Source organism: Pseudomonas sp. LBUM1679 (assembly GCF_059695565.1).
On the sequence record NZ_CP166774.1, the window covers coordinates 3,035,264 to 3,056,062 of the forward strand.

Sequence of the window (20,799 nt, forward strand, 5' to 3'; positions counted from 1 at the left end):
ACAAATAGCTATGGAATCTCACGGCCATGAACTCATTCAGAAACCTGCTGACGCAGGCCGAGGAACGCCGACTGTGTGCATTGGATGCCTGGCATCGGGCGCTGGAAAACATCGCGCTACGCATGGAATCTCCGGATGCCTACCATGAAGAGCTGCTACGACAGTCGGATGAGTTGGATCGCCAGGGAATCGTCACTTGGGAAGAGTGGCGCGACCTGCGAATCGAGGCGGATCAGGCGTATTTGCGCGCGGTCGCGGGCGAGGACTATCACTGAGGGGCGCAGGGATGAACCGACACCTGAAGTTTGGAATCGAAGAGGAATACTTCATCACCGACCTGGATTCCCGGTGCATGTCCGGCAAGCCCCCCGATGCTGCGATCGAAGCGTGCAAGGCGGTGCTGGGCGAGTGTTTTGCCCATGAGATGTTCCAGGGGCAGATCGAAGTCGCATCCCCGATCTTCACCAGCCTTGCGCAAGCCGCGGACTACCTGGGTACTGCTCGCCAAGGGTTGCGGCTCGCGCTCGAACCCTATGGTCTGGGATTGCTCACGGCCGGCAGTCACCCTTTGGCTGACTGGCGTACGCAACAGGCCACGGAGCAAACGCACTTTCTCAAACTGTTCGATGACTACCAGCACGTCGCCTGGCGTAGCCTGCTATCCGGTCTGCACGTGCATGTTGAGGTGCCGGGCCATCTGGATCGCATTCGCGTGATGAACGAGGTCTTGCCGTGGATGCCGTTGTTGTTAGCGCTGAGCAGCTCCTCGCCCTTCTGGAACGGTGCCGACAGCGGCTTCATGAGCTATCGCCAGACAGCCTGTGATGAATGGCCGAGGATGGGTGTTCCGGAGTACTTCGAAGATCAAGGTGCCTATGACGCCTACGTCGACTTCCTGATCCGCACCGGCGCCATCCGCCAGGCCAGCGAATGCTGGTGGGGCGTACGGCCCGCGACGCGGTTTCCGACCCTGGAGCTGCGGATGACGGATGCCTGCCCGCGACTGGAGGATGCCTTATGCATCGCCTCTCTGTTTCGATTACTGGTCGCCTGTGCCATCGAACAACCCCGCCCCGGATCGACCTGGTCACAGCAATCGCGACGGATCCTCCAGGAAAATCGCTGGCGGGCGAAACGAACCGGCACCCATGCGTCCTTCATTGTCGAAGGTCATGACCGGCCTTTCTCTGCCGAGCAGTGGTTGTGCATGGCAGCGCAGATCTTTGGCGATGCAGCGCAGGCAATGGGCGTGGAAGAGGTCTTTTTCCAGGCGCGCCGGATTCTGCGGGACGGTACCAGTGCCGAGCGACAGCGCGACCTCTACCGGCAAATCCTGCGCAGCACCGGGAATGTGCAGGCCGCGTTGTCGGGTGTGGTGGATCAGTTGCTGATGGAGACGGCGGAGCAACCGTGCATCAAACGAGCAGTGTGTGCGTCATGACCCGAACTCACCGCTAAACCAGATACCGTCGAAACCACTCCAGCGTCCGGTCCCAGGCCAGCCTCGCCGCCGCGTCATCGTACCGGGGCGTGGAGTCGTTATGGAAACCGTGGTTGGCGCCCGGATAAATGTAGGCTTCATAGGTCTTGCCCGCCGCTTTCAACGCTTTCTCATAGGCCGGCCAGCCTTCGTTGATACGGGTATCCAGTTCGCCATAGTGCAGCATCAAGGGCGCCTTGATCCGGGGGACGTCCCTGGCCTCTGCCTGGCGGCCATAAAAGGACACGCCTGCCGCCAGTTCCGGATAGGCCACGGCCGCGGCATTGACCACGCCACCGCCGTAACAGAACCCGGTGATGCCGACTTTGCCAGTGGTTGCGTCGTGCTTCATCAGCCACTCGATGGCGGCGAAAAAGTCATTCATGAGCTTTTCAGGGTCGACAGTCGCTTGCAGCTCCCGGCCTTTGTCATCGTTGCCCGGGTAGCCGCCGACCGAGGTCAGGCCATCGGGGGCGAGGGCGATGAAACCGGCCTTGGCCACGCGCCGCGCGACATCCTCGATGTACGGGTTGAGTCCGCGGTTTTCATGTACGACGACCACCGCCGGCAGCTTGCCGCTGGCCTTCGCCGGGCGCACCAGATAACCACGGACCTGCCCGTTGCCCTTGGGCGAGGGGTAGGTGACGTACTCGGCGATGATGTCCGGGTCGGTAAACTCGACCTGCTCGGCGAGTGCATAGTTCGGGCTCAGCGCAGCGAGCAGGGCACTGGCCGTCAAACCGCCCAGGGTGAACAACGCCGCACGATCGAGAAACTCGCGCCGGTTGATCTTGCCGTGGGCGTAATAGTCGTACAGCTCGAGCAGTTCCGGGGCAAAGTCTTTCGCAGTGAGACGGGTCATCCGTGCGCTTCCTTTTGGGCGGGTCGAGAGTCTTCCGGCTCGACGATGTGAGCGATAGATATCGAGCGTAGTCGCTCAAGAACAAGTGCTGAAGTGCAGATTAAATGATTGCCGTTATCAAATTGAGCTTACGGTCCGGATTGATTGAAAAAAATACCCGTAAACAATACATAAACATGATTAGTGGATCGTATATGGGTATATTCATTGATGCGAAACGAGTTTTGTGTAGTATTGGATTATTACCTATATATGAATCATGAGATTGATCTAGGGTTCGTATACGGGTATTTTTGGTTGCCTGAAGGCGTCTTCGTTGCTAAATTCTTTTCATTATCTGAAGAGCGTCCATCATGGCCAATCGCATCTATTCACCCCACACCGTCAAGGCACTCGAGATTCTGGGGAAATTGATCCAGCTCAAGCGCAAAGAGCGTGGGTTGACCCTGCAGCAGCTGGCTGAGCGGGCCGGTGTCTCCCGCAGCCTCATACAGCGTCTCGAGAAATGTGAGCCAGGCTGTGAGATTGGCGTGGCGTTCGAGGTGGCTCATCTCCTGGGTATCGAGTTGTTTGAGTCGCCGGTGGACCAGAGCACCTTGATCGGTATTCTCACCGATAAAATCGCCTTGCTCCCGGCTTCTGTGCGCGATTCCAAAAAGGAGGTGAGCAATGCCTTCTGAAGATCAAGTCTGTTACGTATGGATGTGGTTGCCGGGCAGCACAGAGCCTGTCGTCGCCGGCAGGTTCGTGAGACGACGCGATGGCCGGTTTGCTTTTCTTTACGGTCAAAGCTACCTGAAGAATCCCCAGGCCATCCCACTGAACAACCTCGAGCTGCCGCTGGGTACAGAAATGATCGAGCCGCCAGCAGGCTTGAAAATTGCCAGCGGGATACGTGACGCGTCTCCCGATGCCTGGGGGCGACGCGTCATCATCAATCGCCTTTACGGGAAAGCCGATCTCGCGGCTTACGATCAAGACCTGGATGAACAGACGTATATGTTCGAGTCCGGCTCTGACCGTATTGGCGCCCTGGATTTTTAGTTGTCACCGACCGAATATGTGTCACGCAGCAACGACAATGCCACGCTTGAAGCACTGCTTAATGCTGCCGAGCTGGTAGAGAAGGGAATTCCCCTGACTGCCGAGCTGGATCAAGCTCTGCGCCATGGGTCATCTATCGGTGGTGCTCGCCCCAAAGCGCTCATCAAGGCAGACGAGGCGAAGTATGTAGCCAAGTTCTCTGCATCTAACGATACGGTCAGCGTCGTCAAGTCGGAGTTCATCATGATGCGCCTGGCACACTTGCTGGGACTAGATGCCGCACCGGTAAAGATCCAGCAGGTTTTGGGCAAGGATGTACTGCTGATCGAGCGCTTCGACCGTGTCCAGCAACCGGGGGGCTGGGCTAGGCGCATTATGGTGTCGGCACTGACGCTGTTAGGGCTGGATGAGATGATGGCTCGCTACACGAGCTATGAAGACCTCACGCACCTCATCAGGAAATATTTCCACGACCCCAAGCGAGATTTGCATGAGCTGTTCTCCCGGCTCGTGTTCAACATTCTCTGCGGGAACACAGATGACCATGCACGTAACCATGCGGCATTTTTTGACGGTAAAGCCTATAGCCTGACGCCAGCCTATGACATCTGCCCGCAGAATCGCTCAGGGAACGTGGCGAGCCAGGGCATGCTCATCATGGGGGGCGCCAACCAGAGCCAGATCGCCCTGTGCCTGGACGCCGCGCATCTGTTCCTGCTGGACCGTGGCCGAGCCAGGCAGATTGTTCTGGGGCAGATCGAAGGTTTCCGTGTTCACTGGGAGGCTGTGTGTCAGGCGTCTGGTATCAACCAGATTGACCGCAACGTACTGGCCACTCGGCAGGTATTGAATGCGTTTGCCTTCGAGAATTTGCAGGAGGATGACCAGGATATCCGGGCGCTGGCTGAGGATGTGAGGCGCACATTGCCAGTTCTGTAGCGCCCATGAAAACGCCTTCGCCGGCAAGCCGGCTCCTACAGGGTTTGGTGTTTTCCGCAATCTATCCGTGCGCAGGAGAGTGTGTAGGAGCTGGCTTGCCAGCGAAAGCGGCCTCGAGCCTTGCAGCGCCCATGAAAACGCCTTCGCCGGCAAACCGGCCCCCACATGTTCAGCGCTGTTTGAACCTCAGCCGGAATTTGTGCAGCAACGGTTCGGTATAGCCATTGGGTTGCGCGCCGCCTTCGAACACCAGCGCACACGCCGCTTGAAACGCCACCGACTGTTCGAAGTCAGGCGCCATTGGTGTGTACAGGGGATCGCTGGCGTTCTGCTCGTCGACGATCCGCGCCATGCGCTGCAATATCTCGACAGTCTGGTCCCGGGTGATCACGCCGTGCAGCAACCAGTTGGCCATGTGCTGGCTGGAAATGCGCAGGGTCGCGCGGTCTTCCATCAGCCCTACGTTGTGGATGTCGGGGACCTTGGAGCAGCCGATGCCTTGTTCGACCCAACGCACCACGTACCCCAGCAAGCCTTGCGCGTTGTTTTCGACCTCCTGACGAATCTCGTCCGCCGACCATGACGGATCGGTCACTACCGGCACGCTGAGCAAACCCTCCAGCAACGACTGGCTGACGCCATTGAAATCGGTGTGTTCGAGCTTCTCCTGCACGCTGCGCACCTTGACCTGGTGGTAATGCAGCGCATGCAGGGTCGCGGCGGTTGGCGAAGGCACCCAGGCGGTGTTGGCGCCGGCTTGCGGGTGGGCGACTTTCTGTTTCAGCATATCGGCCATCCGGTCCGGCATGGCCCACATGCCTTTGCCGATCTGGGCCCGGCCGCGAAGGTTGCAGTCGAGGCCAACCAGCACATTGTTAAGCTCATAGGATTCAATCCACGGCGTGCTTTTCATGTCGCCCTTGCGCAGCATCGCGCCGGCTTGCATGGCAGTGTGCATCTCGTCACCGGTGCGATCGAGGAAGCCGGTGTTGATGAACGCGACCCGTGAGGACGCGGCGGCAATGCAGGCCTTGAGGTTGACGCTGGTGCGGCGCTCTTCGTCCATGATGCCCATTTTCAGGGTGTGGCGTTCGAGCTGCAGCAGGTCTTCGATGCGGCTGAACAACTGCTCGGCGAAGGCCACTTCGGCAGGGCCGTGCATTTTCGGCTTGACGATGTAGACGCTGCCGATGCGGGAGTTACCGCGGCGTTGCAGGTCATGCAGGGCGATCAGGCTGGTGATGACGCCGTCGAGAATCCCTTCCGGAATTTCCAGCCCGCCATTGTCGAGAATCGCCGGGCTGGTCATCAGGTGCCCGACGTTGCGGATGAACAGCAGTGAACGCCCGTGCAGCTTCAAGGCAGCGCCGTCGGCGGCGGTGTACTCGCGGTCTGGATTCAGCCGGCGGGTGATGGTTTTGCCGTTTTTCTGAAGGTCTTCTTTCAGGTCGCCCTTCATCAGGCCCAGCCAATTGCGGTAGACCTGCACTTTGTCATCGGCGTCGACCGCCGCCACCGAGTCTTCACAATCGATGATCGTCGAGAGCGCCGCCTCCAGCAGCAGGTCCTTGACCCCGGCAGTGTCGGCCTGACCGATGACACTCTGCCGGTCGAGCTGGATCTCCACGTGCAGGTCATTATTTTTCAGCAGGATGGCCACAGGGGCGGCCAGCGAGCCCTGGAAACCGATGTACTGCGCGGCGTCGGCCAGGCGGGTCTGGCTGCCATCGTTCAAGGTGGCCTGCAGGGTCCCGTCTTCGATCTGGTAACGGGTTACCGTCGCATGGGAGCCGCTGCTCAAGGGTAAGGCCTGATCGAGGAACGCCCGGGCGAACGCGATGACTTTCGATCCACGCACGGGATTGTACGCGCGGCCTGGTTCGGCACCGTCGTCATGGGGGATCACGTCGGTGCCATACAGTGCGTCGTACAGCGATCCCCAGCGCGCATTGGCGGCATTGAGGGCATAACGCGCGTTGACGGCCGGGACCACCAGTTGCGGTCCGGCTTGCAAGCTGATTTCCGTATCGACATTGCGGGTGCTGACCTTGACCGCTTGAGGTGACGCTTGCAGGTAACCGATGCCGGCCAGGGAGTCGCGATAGGCCGGCATGTCGCTCACCGGTCCCGGGTGGGCACGGTGCCAGGTATCCAGTTCGGCTTGCAGGCGATCCCGTTCGGCCAGCAGCGCGCGGTTTTGCGGCGCCAGTTCATGCACCAGCGTGGCGAATCCGCCCCAGAATGTCTGCGGGTCCAGACCGGTGCCCGGCAGCACGTCCACCTCAACGAAACGTTGCAGGACGGACGCGACCCTGAGGCCTTGGCAGTTGACGAAATCGGTCACTTCTTGCATCTCCATCACACACTGTTTATCGAGCGCGAACAGCGCCCGGCTCAATTCAGTTCAGGCATTGCGCCCCGGCCTTGGCCACCTGCGCATCCTGCTCGGCCTTGACCCCGGACACCCCGACGGCACCGATGACCTGGCCGTCGACGATGATCGGCACGCCGCCTTCCAGGGAGGTCAGCAGGGGCGCTGACAAGAAGGCGTGGCGTCCACCGTTGACCATCTCTTCATAGCCTTTGGACTCGCGCCGACCCAGGGCCGACGTGCGGGCCTTTTCGGTGGCGATGTAGGCGCCGATGGGAGCGCAACCGTCGTGGCGTTCGAGGGCCAGCGGGTGACCGCCGTCGTCGACGATCACGATGGTCACGGCCCACTGGTTGTTCTGTGCTTCGGTGCGGGCGGCAGCGAGGATCTGGCTGACTTCGGTCTGACTCAGTACGGGTTTGCTTTTCATGGGATTCTCCAGTTTGGGATTAAGGTAACGCGGCTTCGACCAGTTCGATCCAATGCCTGACCGGGGTTCGGCCCGCACCGTCGAGGTGGGATTGACAGCCGATATTGGCGGTGACGATGACTTCGGGATGTCCGCTTTCCAGGGCATTGAGCTTGTTGTCGCGCAATTGCCGGGACAGTTCGGGTTGGGTCACTGAATAAGTGCCCGCGGAGCCACAGCACAAGTGAGCGTCGGGCACGGGTGTGAGGTTGAAGCCCAGGCGGGTCAGGATTGCCTCGACCGCGCCGCCGAGTTTCTGTGCGTGCTGCAAGGTGCAGGGGCAATGAAACGCCAGGCGCTGGTCGCTGTGCACGCCGAGCTTTTCCAGCGGCTCGTCGCGCAGCACTTCGACCAGGTCCTTGGCCAGGGCACTGACCTTTTTCGCCTTCTCGGCATAGGCCGGGTCGGTGCTCAGCAGGTGTCCGTAGTCCTTGATGAAGGCGCCGCACCCGCTGGCGGTTTGCACGATGGCTTCGGCGCCGTTTTCAATGCTCGGCCACCAGGCGTCGATGTTGCGCCGGGCGCGATCGAGGCCGGCGGCCTGGGCGTCGAGGTGATAATCCACGGCGCCGCAGCAGCCTGCTTCGCGGGTCGCTGTGACGCCGATTCCCAGCCGATCCAGGACTCGCGCGGTGGCCGCGTTGGTATTGGGCGACAGGCTCGGCTGCACGCAGCCTTCGAGCATCAGTACCTGCCGGGCGTGGCGAGTGACCGGGCGCGGCTTCGCCGGGTAAACCCGGCGCGGCAACTTGGCCTGCAAGGCAGTGGGCAGCAACGCGCGGAACACTTGGCCACTGCTCACCAGCGCCTTGAACAGTCGCGGATTGGGCACGACGCCGCGCAAGCCTTCGCGCAACAGGCGCTGGTCGATCGAACGCGGCACGGCGGCATCGACCACCGCGCGGCCGATGTCGAGCAAGTTGTGGTAGTCGACACCGGAAGGGCAGGTGGTTTCACAGTTGCGGCAGGACAGGCAGCGATCCAGATGCTGTTGGGTTTTCTGGGTGACTTCGTTGCCTTCCAGCACCTGCTTGATCAGGTAGATACGCCCCCGGGGCCCATCCAGTTCATCGCCGAGCAACTGATAGGTCGGGCAGGTGGCATTGCAGAAACCGCAGTGTACGCAGGTGCGCAGGATGCTTTCGGCTTCTTCGGCACGGGGCAACTGGCGGGCGTGTTCGCTCAAGGTGGTCTGCATGGGTCAGAGCTCCGCGTACAGGCGACCGGGGTTGAAGATGCCCCGGGGATCGAGTTGCTGCTTCAGGCTGCGGTGGTAACGCATCAGTGCCTCCGGCAGCGGCTGGAACGGACTGTCGATCAGGCCGTGGCTGTAGCAAGTCACATGCCCGCCGACCTCTTCGACGACCTTGCGGATGAACGAGGCCTCGGCGTCGGATTTGAGCCAGCGCTGTGCGCCGCCCCAATCGATCAGCTGCCGGCCGGGCAGGGACAGTCGAGGGGTGTTATGCGGTACCGACAGACGCCAGAGTGGCTGGTCCTCATCGAAGAAACTCAAGCGCTGTTCGTTGAGGTCCGCCCAATAAGAAGCATCCAGCACCTCGCCACCCAGGCGGTCATGGGCCGCGGTCACCGAGCCTTCGCCACCCTCGAGCCGCAGGTGCAGGCGCTGACCGTCGTGGCACGCGGCACTGATCGGCAGCGGTTGCTGGCCCCATTCCGCCAGGCGCAACAGGGCGCGATCGCTGTCCATGTCCAGGCTGATGCTTAAGGTTTGCCGTGGTTTGGGCAGGACCTTGAGCGAGACTTCGGTGATCACACCCAGGGCGCCATAGCTGCCGGCCATCAGGCGCGACAGGTCGTAGCCGGCGACGTTCTTCATGACTTCGCCACCGAAACGCAAATGCTTGCCGAGCCCGGTGATGACCCGGGTGCCGAGCACGAAGTCCCGTACCGAGCCTGACCAGGGACGGCGTGGTCCCGACAGCCCGCTGGCGATCATGCCGCCGACAGTGGCGTCGTCACCGAAGGACGGCGGTTCACAGGGCAGCATCTGCTGCGCCGCGTCCAGCACTTGCGCGAGTTCGGCCAATGGCGTGCCGCAGCGGGCAGTAATCACCAGTTCGGTCGGGTCGTAGCTGACGATGCCCCGGTGCGCGCGGGTGTCGAGCACTTCCCCGGCGACGATGCGCCCCAGGAACGCCTTGCTGTTGGAGCCCTGGATGCGCAGCGGCGTGGCGTTTTGCAGCGCCTGGTTGACCTGTTCCAACAGGGCGCCGCTGTCATCGATATCGTGTTCGCTGCGCATCAGAAACGCTCCAGTTCCGGGAAGGGTAACTGACCCATGTGCACGTGCATGGCGCCAAACTCGGCGCAGCGGTGCAGCGTCGGAATGTTCTTGCCGGGGTTGAGCAAGCCACTGGGATCGAAGGCGGCTTTGACGGCATGGAACAGGGTCAGCTCATCGCTGTTGAATTGCGCACACATCTGATTGATCTTTTCCCGGCCCACACCGTGTTCGCCGGTGATGCTGCCGCCGACTTTCACGCACAATTCGAGAATCTTGCCGCCCAGGGCTTCGGCGCGATCGAGTTCGCCGGGTTGGTTGGCATCGAACAGAATCAGCGGGTGCATGTTGCCGTCACCGGCGTGGAACACGTTGGCCACCCGCAGCTCGTACTCGGCGGACAACGCGGCAATGGCTTGCAGCACGCCGGGCAGTTCGCGACGCGGGATGGTGCCGTCCATGCAGTAATAATCCGGGGAGAGCCGGCCCACCGCCGGGAAGGCATTCTTGCGCCCGGCCCAGAAGCGCACCCGTTCGGCCTCGTCTTTGGCCAGGCGCACTTCGGTGGCGCCGGCCTGTTCCAGTACCTGACGCACGCGCTCGCAGTCGTCGTGGACGTCGGCTTCGACGCCATCGAGTTCACACAGCAGAATCGCTTCGGCGTCCACCGGATAGCCCGCGTGGATGAAGTCTTCGGCCGCGCGGATAGCCAAGTTGTCCATCATTTCCAGGCCGCCGGGGATGATGCCGGCGGCAATGATGTCACCCACGGCGCGCCCGGCCTTTTCAACCGAGTCGAACGCCGCCAGCAGCACCTTGGCGGTCTGCGGTTTGGGCAGCAGCTTGACCGTGACTTCGGTAATGACCCCGAGCATGCCTTCGGAACCGGTGAACAGCGCCAGCAGATCGAACCCCGGCGAGTCGAGGGCATTCGACCCCAGGCTCAGGTGCTCGCCATCGACGCTCAGGATGTCGACCTTGAGCAGGTTATGCACGGTCAGCCCGTACTTCAGGCAATGCACGCCACCGGCGTTTTCCGCGACGTTGCCGCCGATGGAACAGGCGATCTGCGAGGAAGGGTCCGGCGCGTAATACAGGCCGAACGGTGCCGCCGCCTGGGATATCGCCAGGTTGCGCACCCCCGGCTGGACCCGTGCGGTGCGGGCGGCGGGGTCAATGTGCAGGATGTTGTTGAAGCGCGCCATCACCAGCAGCACGCCTTTTTCCAGGGGCAATGCACCGCCGGACAAACCGGTGCCGGCACCGCGGGCGACCACCGGGACCTGCAGTTCATGGCAGACACGCAGCACGCCTTGCACCTCGTCGAGGTGACGTGGCAGCACCACCAGCATGGGCGTGGTGCGATAGGCAGAGAGTCCGTCGCATTCGTACGGCTTGAGTTCTTCGCGCTGATGCAGGATTTCCAGATCCGGCAATCGCTTTTGCAGCGCCTGGATCAGTGCGGTTCTGTCGACATCAGGCAAGACACCGTCGACGCGTTCATCGTAGAGGATGTTCATAGGCGGTTCACGGCACTCGGTTGTTTTTATTAGAGCCCTGTTTGCGGATAACGCTCACTTGCATCATTGGCCCGAGGCGGTCTACTGTCTATGCGTTGTTTTACTGGTCGAACCAGTTTTCTATTCGATATTTCCCGCTATGTCTAAAAAACACTCTATAAAACATCAGCTTATAAGCGTGTCTGCCGGGGTGTTATTAAGCTGATGCAGCTGGTCATACCAGTTGGAGGGTTAATGGAAAGCGCAGCAACGAGTCGAAATCCGCAAGTCGCGGACGTGGTCTGTGAGCGCATCGAACGGCTGATCGTCGATGGGGTGCTCAAGACCGGGCAGCTGTTGCCGTCGGAACGGCGCCTGACGGAAAAACTCGGCGTCTCGCGCACGGCACTGCGCGAAGGGCTGAAGCTGTTGCGCGCCCGCGGCATTATCAGGACCGAACAGGGCAAGGGCTCATTCGTCGCCGATCTTTCCGGTCATGGTGGGGTATCACCGCTGATGCACCTGTTCAGCTCGCAGCCACGCACCCTTTATGATCTGTTCGAGGTCCGCAGCCTGCTCGAGGGCGAATCCGCGCGCCTGGCGGCCTTGCGCGGAACCGACGCCGACTTTGTCCTGATCACCCGTGCTTACGAAGCATTGATCGATGCCCACAACCATCCGTTGCAAGCGTGCGACCACGCCCGGCTCGATCATGCGTTTCACCTGGCCATCTGCGAGGCCTCGCACAACCCGGTGCTGGTGCAGACCTTGCGCTCGCTGACCGACTTGCTGCTCAACACCGTCTTTGCCTCGGTCAACAACCTCTACCACCGCGAACCGCAAAAGCGCCAGATCGACCGCCACCACGCGCGACTCTACAACGCCGTGACCGGGCGCATGCCGGAGCAGGCGCGCAAGGCGGCCATCGCGCACATCCAGAGCCTGTGCGACAACCTCAAGGAAATCGAAGGCGAGGAGCAACGGCTGGTCCGGGCCACGCTGCGGCTGGAGGGGTGGACCTGATGCAGCACCTGGATCACTTGTCCTTGCACCTGTTCATCCTGGTCTGCGACGAAGGCACCATCGCCCGGGCCAGTGAGCGGGCCTTCATCGCACCCTCGGCAGTCAGCAAGCGCATTTCCGACATCGAGGCGCGCTTCGGTACGCCGCTGCTCAAGCGCAGCAAGCGCGGGGTCGAACCGACACCGGCGGGGCTGGCTCTGCTGCGGCATGCGCGGTCATTGACCCGGGCGATGGAACGACTCGACAGCGAACTCGGCGAATACGCCGAAGGGGCCCGCGGGCATGTGCGGGTCTTGGCGAACGTCTCGTCGATCATGGAGTTTCTGCCGGAAGAACTCTCCGCTTTCATGTTGGACAACCCGCGAATCCAGGCCGACATCGAAGAGCGTTTCAGCCCCGACGTCGTGCGCGGGGTGGCCGAGGGCAATGCCGACCTGGGCATCTGCCGGCGCTCGATGGCCGTGGGCGACCTGGAATTCCTGCCTTACCGTCAGGACCACCTCGCTGTCGTGGTGAGTGCGAGTCATCCCTTGGCCGAGCGCAGCCGCATTGCCTTCGAAGAGACACTGGACTTTGATCATCTGGGCCTGTCGGCCTTCGCCACCCTCAATACCTTCATGCGCGAAGACGCGTCCAGGCATGGCCGGGAGCTGCGTTTCCGCTCCTATGTCTCGTCATTCGATGCCGCGTTCCGGCTGGTGCAGTTCGGGCTGGGACTGGCGGTGTTCCCGCTGGAAGCGGTGGCGCGCTACGCGCAACTGTTCGACCTGCGCATCATCCCCCTGACCGACGATTGGGCGCTGGGCGAGTTTGTGATCTGCGTGCGCGATCGTGATGCCTTGTCACTGTCGGCGCGTCGATTGCTGGACCATCTGCTGCTGCGTGCACCGCCGCGCCAATCGACGCTTTGATCCATCCATCGCGGTTGGCGATGGATCAGGCCGTGAATCACGTCTTTTCGGCGCCGCGCTGTCTCTCTAGTCTGGGCCTGTGCTTCAGCCTGTGAGAGAACGTCATGACAACAATAACGATCAACGAAGTCGGCATGCGCGATGGTTTGCAGAGCCTTCAAGCCATCATGCCCACCACCGCCAAACGCCAATGGATCGATGCGGCCTATGCCGCCGGCGTGCGCCACATGGAAGTCGCGTCCTTCGTGCCAGCCAGACTGTTGCCGCAAATGGCCGATGCCAGGGAAGTGGTGGCCCATGCCTTGAGTTACCCCGATCTGGTGGTCTCGGTCCTGGCGCCGAACCTGCGCGGCTGCCGCGACGCCCTGGAATCCGGTGCGCACCGCATCATCGCGCCGGTCTCTGTCAGCGCCGCCCATAGCCTGGCCAATGTCCGGCGCACACCGCTGGAAATGGCCGAGGAGCTGGCGCGGATGTGCCAGTTGCGGACCGAGATGGGCTTGCACAGGGTTCAGCTGATTGCCGGAATGTCGGTTGCCTTCGGTTGCACCCGCCAGGGCGATGTGCCGCTGAGCGACCTCTGCGAGTTGACCGGCCACGTGCTCGAAGCCGGTTGCGATCTGGTGTCCCTCGGCGACACCACCGGCTACGCCAATCCCGGCCAGGTGGCGACCACTTTGCAGGCGATTCGCGCCATTGCCGGCGACAAGCTCAGGGCCGCGCATTTCCACGACACCCGCGGCCTGGCGCTCGCCAACAGCCTGGTGGCGGTGCAGCAAGGCATCACCGAAATCGATGCGTCCCTGGCCGGGCTGGGCGGTTGCCCGTTCGCCCCAGGGGCGTCCGGCAACACCGTGACCGAAGACCTGGTGTTCATGCTGCAAAGCATGGGTTACGACACGGGCATCGACCTGGCTGCCCTGATCGCCTCACGGCAGGTGCTGCGCGAAGCATTGCCCGACGAAGCCCTTTACGGCTGCATTGCCCGCGCCGGCCTGCCACTCAATTACACCCCAGCCGCCAGTCGCGCTTGAATCTGCGAAGAGGAAAACAATAATGTCCAGACTTCCATTGGATGGCATTCGTGTCGTCGAAATCTCGCACATGGTGATGGGGCCGACCTGCGGGATGATCCTCGGTGATCTCGGCGCCGAAGTGATCAAGATCGAACCGACCCGCGGCGACGGTACCCGCCGCCTGCTGGGCGCCGGTGCCGGGTTCTTTCGCACCTTCAATCGCAATAAGCAGTGCATCGCCATCGACGTCAACACCGCGCAAGGACGCGATGCCGTACTGGAACTCATCGACACCGCCGACGTGTTCATCGAGAACTTCAAACCCGGGCGCATGCAGGAACTGGGCTTCGGTTACGAGGCGATTCGTCAACGCAACCCGCGCCTGATCTATGCCTCGCACAAAGGCTTTCTCAAGGGGCCGTATGACAATCGCCTGGCCCTCGATGAAGTGGTACAGATGATGGCCGGCCTGGCCTACATGACCGGTCCCGTCGGCAGACCGTTACGCGCCGGCAGCTCGGTGAACGACATCATGGGCGGCATGTTCGGTGCCATCGGCGTGCTTGCCGCGCTCAACGACCGCAACGTCACCGGCGTCGGCCGTGAGGTGCAGAGCGCGCTCTACGAAAATTGCGTATTGCTCGCCGCCCAGCACATGCAGCAGTTCGCCGTGACCGGTCAGGCCGCCGCGCCGATGCCGAACCGCATCAGCGCCTGGGCGATCTATGACGTGTTCGAGTTCGCCGGCGGTGAGCAAATGTTCGTCGCCGCCACCGGCGAAGGGCAGTGGAACGCCTTGTGCCAGTTGCTGGGCCAGACCGCGCTGCTCGACGACCAGACACTCGCCACCAACAATGACCGGGTGTTGCAGCGTCCACGGCTGCTGGCGCATCTGGCCGAAGTCTTCGCCACCCTGGATGCCCAGGCGCTGGCTGTGCAACTCGAAGCCCACAGCATTCCCTTTGCACCGATACGTCGCCCGGAGGAGTTGTTCGAGGACCCGCACCTGCTGCAAAGCGGTGGCCTGGCCAATCTTGAGCTCGAAGACGGATCCTTCACTGCCATGCCGTTGCTGCCGTTGTCCCTGGATGGCGAGCGTCTGCACCCCCGGCGCTCGATTCCACGCATCGGCGAGCATACCCACAAGGTAATGCGCGGACTGGGTTACAGCGACGAGCACATCGCCGAGCTGTGTGCCGCGGGTGTGCTTAAGACCGACGTTCAGGCCTGAGGAGACGTTGCCATGGCTATCTATCAATACGACAGGTTTATCCCTGCCATCCACGTCGAAACCTTCGTTGCCGAAGACGCCACGGTTATCGGCCATGTCACGCTCGAGCAAGGCGTCAGCGTCTGGCCCCAGGCCGTGCTGCGCGGTGACAACGCGCCGATTCGCATCGGCCAGCACAGCAACGTGCAGGAAGGCGCGGTGTTGCACGCCGACCCCGGTTTTGCACTGACGGTGGGTCAGGGCGTCACCATCGGCCACCAGGCCATGTTGCATGGCTGCACCATCGGCGACGGCGCGCTGATCGGGATTCAGGCGGTGGTGCTCAATGGCGCGGTGATCGGCAGGAACTGCCTGGTCGGTGCCGGCGCGATTGTCACCGAAGGCAAGGTGTTCCCGGACAACTCGCTGATTCTGGGGGCGCCGGCCAAGGTCGTGCGGGAACTGACGTCTGAAGCCATCGCCGACATGCACGGCAATGCCCGGGACTATGTGAGCAAAGGCCAGGCTTACAGGGACAAATTGATTCGCATCAGCTAAACCCCGTTGAGCAACGTCCTGAAGGATTTTTGCTTCTCTCCAATAATTACAACATCGGAGAAACACCATGGTTGCCATGACTGGCGCAATGCCGCTTGCGCGCAGCGAAGAAATCAACGAGTTGCTGCTTTATCGGCGCGTGGCCTGGCGCATCATGCCGCTGGCCATCATCTGCTTTCTGTTTTCCTATTTCGACCGGATCAATATCAGCTTCGCCAAAGTCCAGATGCAACAGGAACTGGGCTTGTCCGATGCGGCCTATGGCCTGGCGGCGAGCATGTTTTTCGTCGGTTATGTGCTGTTCGAAGTGCCTAGCAGCCTGGGCCTCAGGCGCTACGGCGCGCCGGCCTGGATCTGCCGGATCATGATTTCCTGGGGGCTGGCTACCGCGGCCCTGATGTTCGCCTATACCCAATACACGCTGTATTTCCTGCGTTTTCTGATTGGGGTGATGGAAGCCGGTTTCGGCCCGGCGATCCTGTTCTACCTGGCGTGCTGGTTCCCGAAAAAGCACCTGGCGAAGATGAACGGGTTGTGGTTCCTGTCGGTGCCGCTGGCCGGTGCGTTGGGCGGGCCGGCGGCCGGCATCCTGTTGGGGACGATGGATGGCGTGCTCGGCCTGGCGGGCTGGCACTGGCTGTTCCTGATGTCCGGGTTGCCCTGTGTGTTGCTGGGCCTGCTGGTGCTGTGGAAGCTGGACCGGGATATCGAGTCGGCCAAGTGGTTGAGCCGGGGCGAGAAAGACCTGCTGGCGGCCAACCTCGAGCACGACCGGGCCAGAGCCAAACCGGTGCATGCCTCGCTGTGGCGCGTATTGCTGACCCGGGAAGTGGCGATCATGGCGCTGATCTACTTCGTGATCAAAATGGCCTCCTACGGCATCAATTTCTGGATGCCGCACCTGATCAAATCGTCCGGGGTGCAAAGCGTATTCTGGGTCGGCATGCTGTCATCGCTGCCCTACATCGTAGCGTGCATCGGCATGATCTGGCTGACCCGCCTCTCGGACCGCACCGGCGAGCGCAAGAAATACCTGGTGATGTGCCTGTTGCTGGCGGCGGTGGGTTACTTGCTGGCCTGCCTGTTCTCCGATTCTTCCTGGGCGATGATGGCGGCGCTGGTGCTGGCCACGGCGGGCACGTTCATCGCGATTCCGATCTTCTGGACCATTCCGCAATCGACCTTCTCCGGGTTGGCGATTGCCAGCGGCACGGCGGCGATCAACTCCATCGGCCAGCTCAGTGGCATGGTCGCGCCAGTGATGGTGGGCAAGATCAACGATGTCTCCGGGACCAGCTACATGGGCATGCTCTCCATCGCGCCGATGATCCTGATCGCGTGCATTGTGGTCGCGTGCTTCGTCAAGAATCCGAAGGCCTGACCGGGGCGTTGAATCGATCCTCGCTCCTGATAACAACAATAAAAAAGGCACAAACATGACTTCATTCACCACCCGGCGGGCATCGCTGATGCTCGCGACGCTTTGCTGCGCCTTTCAATCGGCGGTCCAGGCGGGTTTTGTCGACGATGGAAAAGGCAGTCTGGAGCTGCGTAACTTCTACTTTGATCGTGATTTTCACGGTGACTCGGCCACCCAGTCCCGGCGCGGCGAGTGGGCGCAGGGCTTCATGCTGAAGTTGCAATCGGGGTTTACGCCGGGATCGCTGGGCTTTGGTCTGGATGCCGTGGGCATGCTGGGGATCAAGCTCGACTCCAGCCCGGATCGCTCCGGCAGCGGGTTGTTGCCACGGGGGGCGGACAAGCGTGCGGTCGACGATTATTCAAAAGCGGTCGGCACGTTCAAGGCCAGGCTAGCGCAGACGGAGGTCCGAGTGGGTGGTCTCAGTCCGCAGCTGCCGTTGCTGGCGTCCAACAACAGCCGGCTGTTCCCGCAGTGGTTCAACGGTGCCCAGTTGGTGAGCAAGGACCTGGACAAGTTCACCTTCACCGCGCTGGAAGTGGACTCGACCAAACTACGCGACTCTACCGATTTCGAAGACCTGACGGCGATGGCGCAGCAGGGGGCTTATTCGGCTACCGTGACCGGGGATCGTTTGTACTACGCCGGTGCTGATTACCAACCCCTCGCGAACCTGACGCTGAGCTTGCACACCAGCCAGCTGGAAGACCTGTTTCGGCGCGATTTCGCCGGGTTCAAGTACAAGATCGGGATGGGGCCGGGCGCTGTGTTTACGGAGTGGCGCTATTTTTCCGCCCGTGAAACCGGGCGCGAGTTGTTGGGCAAGGTCGATAACCAGACCTTGAGCACCAACTTCGGGTATTCGATCAAGGGCCATACCTTCAGCGGCGGCTACCAGAAAGTCCGCGGCGACACGGCTTACGCGTACGTCGGCGGTACCGACACTTATCTGTTCAGCGAGCAGCAGGTCAGCACCTTCGCACTGGCCAATGAGCGGGCCTGGATGATGCGCTATGACTACGATTTCGCTGCGCTGGGTGTACCTGGGCTGACCTTCAACCTGCGTTATGTGAAGGGTGACCAAGTGGATCCGACGACTATCAGCAGCGTCAAGGCTGCAGGCTTGCGGGCCTCGGGTGGGGAGGGGGAGGAGTGGGAGCGGACGACGGACCTGAGCTACGTCATCCAGTCCGGGGCCATGAAGAATGTTTCGCTGCGCTGGCGTAACGCGACGATGCGCTCGAACTTTGCCGATGCGGCGGATGAGAACCGGGTGATTGTTGGCTATACCATCAACTTCTAAGTGTCATCGACAGACACATCGCCTTCGCTGGCAAGCCAGCTCCTACGGGGTTTTGTGTTGGGCATAATATTCGTGCACGGCAGCGATACCTGTGGGAGCGGGCTTGCCCGCGATGAGGGCAGCACAGTCAACATCGATGTCGACAGGCACACCGCCTTCGCTGGCAACCCAGCTCCTACAGGGTTTTGCATCGATCACTTCCCGCCGACGACCATACTGCTGAACGGCTCCACATACGCCTGCAACGTCACCAGGCCACCGACCAGGATGGCCAGGATGATCGAATGGAAGAACACGTAACGCAGGATTTCCCCTTCATGGCCGTACCAGCGCGTAGCGGTCGAGGCGACCACGATCGACTGCGCGTCGACCATCTTGCCCATGACCCCGCCGGAACTGTTGGCCGCCGCCATCAGCACCGGGCTGAGCCCCAGTTGCTCGGCGGTCACCCGTTGCAAGCCGCCGAACAGCACGTTGGAGGCCGTGTCCGAACCGGTCAGGGCCACGCCGAGCCAGCCGAGCAGGGTGCCGAACATGGGGTAGAAAATGCCCGTCGCGGCGAAGGCCAGGCCCATGGTGGCGTCCAGCCCCGAATAGCGCGTAAGGAAGCCGAGAGCGAGCATGGCGACGATGGTGATCAACGAGTAACGCACGATCCAGATCGTTCGCAGGTACTGGTGGATCAGTTGCGGGATCGAATACCCCATCAGCAACCCGCCGAGGATCGCCGACAGCAGGATGCCGCTGCCGGTGGAGGTGAACCAGTTGAACTTGTACACCGCTTCTTCGGTTTTAGGCGCAGGCACCACCGGTGGTACCTTCTCGATCTGCTGGTGAATGGTGCCGAAGGTCAGGGTCGGGGCGAAGATCGGATTGGCTTCGCGCATCGGCTTGCCTTGCGGGTCGAGCTTGGCCGAGCTGGTGGCCGGATCGATCGCCGCACGGGTATCGAACAGGTTCTTGAAGCTTTGGGTGCCCCAGGCGAACACGAACACCGTGAGGATGATCCACGGCATCCAGGCACGCCTCACCGCCGAGCGATTGTCGCTGTTGAAGTTGGCGGTCGCCGTGGGTTGGACGTCGTGCTCCTCGGCAATCTTCGAGTTGTCTACCCGGCCTGACAGCGCTGCGGAGGTATGGATGGTGGCCGGTTTCCAGACCTTGATGAAGCCGGTCAGGCAGGCCATGGAAATCAGCGCGGCGATCACGTCCACCAGCATCGGCCCGTGATAGTTGGAGACCAGGAACTGCGGCACCGCAAAACTGACCCCGGCCACCATGATCGCCGGCCAGATTTCCAGCATCTTGCGCCAGCCGGCAAAGGCCCAGATCAGCCAGAACGGCACGATCACCGAGAAAAACGGCAACTGTCGGCCGACCATCATCGACAGTTCCATTTCATCCAGCCCGGTGACCTTGGCCAGGGTGATGATCGGTGTGCCCAGGGCGCCGAACGCCACCGGCGCGGTGTTGGCGATCAACGCCAGGCCGGACGCCGCCAGCGGCGAGAACCCCAGCCCGATCAGGATGGCCCCGGTCACCGCCACCGGTGTGCCGAACCCGGCGGCCCCTTCGAAGAATGCACCGAAGCAGAAGGCAATCAGCAGCAACTGAAGCCGTCGATCGTCGGTGATGCGTGCCAGCGAGTCCTGCAGCACCTTGAACGAGCCGTTCTCGGTCGTCAGTCGGTGCAAGAAGATGATGTTGAGCACGATCCAGCCGATCGGCAGCAAACCGTTGGCGGCGCCGTACAGCGCGGCGGAACCGGCCATGTTCGCCGGCATGCCGAAGGCGAAGATCGCAATGAGCAAGGCCGAGCCCAGCGCCAGCAGTGCCGCCAGATGCGCCTTGATGTGGAAAAACGCCAAGGCTGCCAGCATCACCACCACCGGTACTGCCGCCATGATGGTTGAAAACACCGGGTTACCGAACGGATCGTAGATTTGCTGCCAGACCATGTTCCACCTCTGCTTTTTATTGTTGGGAATGCAGACCCCGAGGGGGCGGTGGCTTGTAGTATAGGTGGCATTACTCCGCTGTCCTGGCCACCCCGCGAACGCGCCGCACTGAGCTAACATGGCCAATAGGTGAATGCGCAACCGCACCTCAACGGGAGGAATGCAGCAATGACTGAACGCCATATACAGCACAAGGAAACGCTTTCCAACGGATGCAAGATCGAGGTTAGAACCGAAATTCTGAAGGACGGATCCCTTGGAATGTTTATCGGTGTTTACCGACCTGACGGGACGGTCATCGATGAAAATCATGACCCAAAACCGCACATGCTGGATATGGAAGCCGCGATGGACTGGGGCATCGATATCGCCAAGGGCATCGGGAACAGCCAAAGAACGCTGTAGCGTGCGCGAGATCCCTCGTGCGCGAGCCCCTTGTAGGAGCTGGCTTGCCAGCGAAGGCGGCCTAGAGACTTGCAGCGCCAGTGAAA

General features: G+C 61.5%; 20 protein-coding genes. 13 read left to right on the plus strand and 7 right to left on the minus strand.

The window, feature by feature from the left end:
* Positions 1-26 precede the first annotated feature (26 nt).
* Both ACA062_RS13925 and ACA062_RS13930 read left to right on the plus strand, forming a co-directional pair.
* Positions 27-275 carry a hypothetical protein gene (locus ACA062_RS13925; RefSeq protein ID WP_497456894.1) on the plus strand — a complete coding sequence of 83 codons (249 nt, stop codon included), beginning with the start codon at positions 27-29 and terminating at the stop codon, positions 273-275.
* 11 nt (positions 276-286) lie between these two features.
* Positions 287-1,441, plus strand: a complete 1,155-nt coding sequence (locus tag ACA062_RS13930; protein WP_497456895.1) for a carboxylate-amine ligase — start codon at positions 287-289, stop codon at positions 1,439-1,441.
* A gap of 13 nt (positions 1,442-1,454) precedes the next feature.
* Here the strand turns inward: ACA062_RS13930 and yghX are convergent, their stop codons facing one another.
* Positions 1,455-2,342: a YghX family hydrolase gene (yghX, locus tag ACA062_RS13935; protein WP_497456896.1), complete on the minus strand. Its 888-nt coding sequence runs from the start codon at positions 2,340-2,342 to the stop codon at positions 1,455-1,457.
* A 353-nt stretch (positions 2,343-2,695) separates the two neighbouring features.
* On the opposite strand from yghX, the gene ACA062_RS13940 reads away from it, so the two are divergent.
* The 3 genes from ACA062_RS13940 to ACA062_RS13950 are packed head-to-tail and all read left to right on the plus strand — an operon-like array spanning position 2,696 to position 4,325.
* Complete coding sequence (locus tag ACA062_RS13940; RefSeq protein ID WP_497456897.1) at positions 2,696-3,022, plus strand: helix-turn-helix domain-containing protein; 327 nt, start codon at positions 2,696-2,698, stop codon at positions 3,020-3,022.
* Positions 3,012-3,386: a HipA N-terminal domain-containing protein gene (locus ACA062_RS13945; protein WP_497456898.1), complete on the plus strand. Its 375-nt coding sequence runs from the start codon at positions 3,012-3,014 to the stop codon at positions 3,384-3,386. The genes ACA062_RS13940 and ACA062_RS13945 overlap by 11 nt, the downstream gene beginning before the upstream one ends.
* A complete protein-coding gene (locus tag ACA062_RS13950) occupies positions 3,387-4,325 on the plus strand; it encodes a type II toxin-antitoxin system HipA family toxin (RefSeq protein WP_497456899.1) in 939 nt (312 codons plus the stop codon).
* Between the two features lie 169 nt (positions 4,326-4,494).
* Here ACA062_RS13950 and ACA062_RS13955 read toward each other — a convergent pair whose 3' ends face one another.
* The 5 genes from ACA062_RS13955 to glcD are packed head-to-tail and all read right to left on the minus strand — an operon-like array spanning position 4,495 to position 10,930.
* Positions 4,495-6,669, minus strand: coding sequence for a malate synthase G (locus tag ACA062_RS13955; protein ID WP_497456900.1), 2,175 nt, complete (start codon positions 6,667-6,669; stop codon positions 4,495-4,497).
* Positions 6,670-6,724: 55 nt separating this feature from the next.
* Positions 6,725-7,126, minus strand: coding sequence for a heme-binding protein (locus tag ACA062_RS13960; RefSeq protein WP_497456901.1), 402 nt, complete (start codon positions 7,124-7,126; stop codon positions 6,725-6,727).
* Positions 7,127-7,145: 19 nt separating this feature from the next.
* Entirely contained in the window at positions 7,146-8,363 is a 1,218-nt protein-coding gene (glcF, locus tag ACA062_RS13965; protein ID WP_497456902.1) for a glycolate oxidase subunit GlcF, read from the minus strand.
* A 3-nt stretch (positions 8,364-8,366) separates the two neighbouring features.
* A complete protein-coding gene (glcE, locus tag ACA062_RS13970) occupies positions 8,367-9,431 on the minus strand; it encodes a glycolate oxidase subunit GlcE (RefSeq protein ID WP_497456903.1) in 1,065 nt (354 codons plus the stop codon).
* On the minus strand, positions 9,431-10,930 hold the full coding sequence (glcD, locus tag ACA062_RS13975; protein WP_497456904.1) for a glycolate oxidase subunit GlcD: 1,500 nt from the start codon (positions 10,928-10,930) through the stop codon (positions 9,431-9,433). Before glcD ends, glcE begins: the two co-directional genes overlap by 1 nt.
* 234 nt (positions 10,931-11,164) lie before the next feature.
* Here glcD and glcC point away from each other — a divergent pair, with 234 nt between their 5' ends.
* The 7 genes from glcC to ACA062_RS14010 all read left to right on the plus strand — a co-directional run bounded on the left by glcC (position 11,165) and on the right by ACA062_RS14010 (position 18,350).
* The gene (glcC, locus tag ACA062_RS13980; RefSeq protein ID WP_497456905.1) at positions 11,165-11,932 is read left to right on the plus strand and encodes a transcriptional regulator GlcC; all 768 of its coding nucleotides are present in this window, start codon (positions 11,165-11,167) and stop codon (positions 11,930-11,932) included.
* On the plus strand, positions 11,932-12,843 hold the full coding sequence (locus ACA062_RS13985) for a LysR family transcriptional regulator (protein WP_497456906.1): 912 nt from the start codon (positions 11,932-11,934) through the stop codon (positions 12,841-12,843). Before glcC ends, ACA062_RS13985 begins: the two co-directional genes overlap by 1 nt.
* A gap of 104 nt (positions 12,844-12,947) precedes the next feature.
* Entirely contained in the window at positions 12,948-13,877 is a 930-nt protein-coding gene (locus tag ACA062_RS13990) for a hydroxymethylglutaryl-CoA lyase (RefSeq protein ID WP_497456907.1), read from the plus strand.
* A gap of 22 nt (positions 13,878-13,899) precedes the next feature.
* A complete protein-coding gene (locus tag ACA062_RS13995; protein WP_497456908.1) occupies positions 13,900-15,090 on the plus strand; it encodes a CaiB/BaiF CoA transferase family protein in 1,191 nt (396 codons plus the stop codon).
* 12 nt (positions 15,091-15,102) lie between these two features.
* A complete protein-coding gene (locus ACA062_RS14000) occupies positions 15,103-15,627 on the plus strand; it encodes a gamma carbonic anhydrase family protein (RefSeq protein WP_497456909.1) in 525 nt (174 codons plus the stop codon).
* A gap of 67 nt (positions 15,628-15,694) precedes the next feature.
* Positions 15,695-17,008 carry an MFS transporter gene (locus ACA062_RS14005; RefSeq protein WP_497456910.1) on the plus strand — a complete coding sequence of 438 codons (1,314 nt, stop codon included), beginning with the start codon at positions 15,695-15,697 and terminating at the stop codon, positions 17,006-17,008.
* A gap of 55 nt (positions 17,009-17,063) precedes the next feature.
* Positions 17,064-18,350, plus strand: coding sequence for an OprD family porin (locus ACA062_RS14010; protein ID WP_497456911.1), 1,287 nt, complete (start codon positions 17,064-17,066; stop codon positions 18,348-18,350).
* 194 nt (positions 18,351-18,544) lie between these two features.
* Here the strand turns inward: ACA062_RS14010 and ACA062_RS14015 are convergent, their stop codons facing one another.
* Complete coding sequence (locus tag ACA062_RS14015; RefSeq protein ID WP_497456912.1) at positions 18,545-20,308, minus strand: L-lactate permease; 1,764 nt, start codon at positions 20,306-20,308, stop codon at positions 18,545-18,547.
* A 168-nt stretch (positions 20,309-20,476) separates the two neighbouring features.
* Between ACA062_RS14015 and ACA062_RS14020 the strand changes: the two genes are divergently transcribed.
* Entirely contained in the window at positions 20,477-20,713 is a 237-nt protein-coding gene (locus ACA062_RS14020) for a hypothetical protein (RefSeq protein WP_128869851.1), read from the plus strand.
* Positions 20,714-20,799: the final 86 nt, after the last annotated feature.

What these genes read in the sequence shown, in the direction of transcription:
- glcE (WP_497456903.1), bottom strand. Translation starts at nt 9,431, where the DNA reads ATGCGCAGCGAACACGATATCGATGACAGCGGCGCCCTGTTGGAACAG.
- ACA062_RS14020 (WP_128869851.1), top strand. Translation starts at nt 20,477, where the DNA reads ATGACTGAACGCCATATACAGCACAAGGAAACGCTTTCCAACGGATGC.
- yghX (WP_497456896.1), bottom strand. Translation starts at nt 2,342, where the DNA reads ATGACCCGTCTCACTGCGAAAGACTTTGCCCCGGAACTGCTCGAGCTG.
- glcF (WP_497456902.1), bottom strand. Translation starts at nt 8,363, where the DNA reads ATGCAGACCACCTTGAGCGAACACGCCCGCCAGTTGCCCCGTGCCGAA.
- ACA062_RS13990 (WP_497456907.1), top strand. Translation starts at nt 12,948, where the DNA reads ATGACAACAATAACGATCAACGAAGTCGGCATGCGCGATGGTTTGCAG.
- glcD (WP_497456904.1), bottom strand. Translation starts at nt 10,930, where the DNA reads ATGAACATCCTCTACGATGAACGCGTCGACGGTGTCTTGCCTGATGTC.
- ACA062_RS13960 (WP_497456901.1), bottom strand. Translation starts at nt 7,126, where the DNA reads ATGAAAAGCAAACCCGTACTGAGTCAGACCGAAGTCAGCCAGATCCTC.
- ACA062_RS13930 (WP_497456895.1), top strand. Translation starts at nt 287, where the DNA reads ATGAACCGACACCTGAAGTTTGGAATCGAAGAGGAATACTTCATCACC.
- ACA062_RS13945 (WP_497456898.1), top strand. Translation starts at nt 3,012, where the DNA reads ATGCCTTCTGAAGATCAAGTCTGTTACGTATGGATGTGGTTGCCGGGC.
- glcC (WP_497456905.1), top strand. Translation starts at nt 11,165, where the DNA reads ATGGAAAGCGCAGCAACGAGTCGAAATCCGCAAGTCGCGGACGTGGTC.
- ACA062_RS13995 (WP_497456908.1), top strand. Translation starts at nt 13,900, where the DNA reads ATGTCCAGACTTCCATTGGATGGCATTCGTGTCGTCGAAATCTCGCAC.
- ACA062_RS14005 (WP_497456910.1), top strand. Translation starts at nt 15,695, where the DNA reads ATGGTTGCCATGACTGGCGCAATGCCGCTTGCGCGCAGCGAAGAAATC.
- ACA062_RS14015 (WP_497456912.1), bottom strand. Translation starts at nt 20,308, where the DNA reads ATGGTCTGGCAGCAAATCTACGATCCGTTCGGTAACCCGGTGTTTTCA.
- ACA062_RS14010 (WP_497456911.1), top strand. Translation starts at nt 17,064, where the DNA reads ATGACTTCATTCACCACCCGGCGGGCATCGCTGATGCTCGCGACGCTT.
- ACA062_RS13985 (WP_497456906.1), top strand. Translation starts at nt 11,932, where the DNA reads ATGCAGCACCTGGATCACTTGTCCTTGCACCTGTTCATCCTGGTCTGC.
- ACA062_RS14000 (WP_497456909.1), top strand. Translation starts at nt 15,103, where the DNA reads ATGGCTATCTATCAATACGACAGGTTTATCCCTGCCATCCACGTCGAA.
- ACA062_RS13925 (WP_497456894.1), top strand. Translation starts at nt 27, where the DNA reads ATGAACTCATTCAGAAACCTGCTGACGCAGGCCGAGGAACGCCGACTG.
- ACA062_RS13940 (WP_497456897.1), top strand. Translation starts at nt 2,696, where the DNA reads ATGGCCAATCGCATCTATTCACCCCACACCGTCAAGGCACTCGAGATT.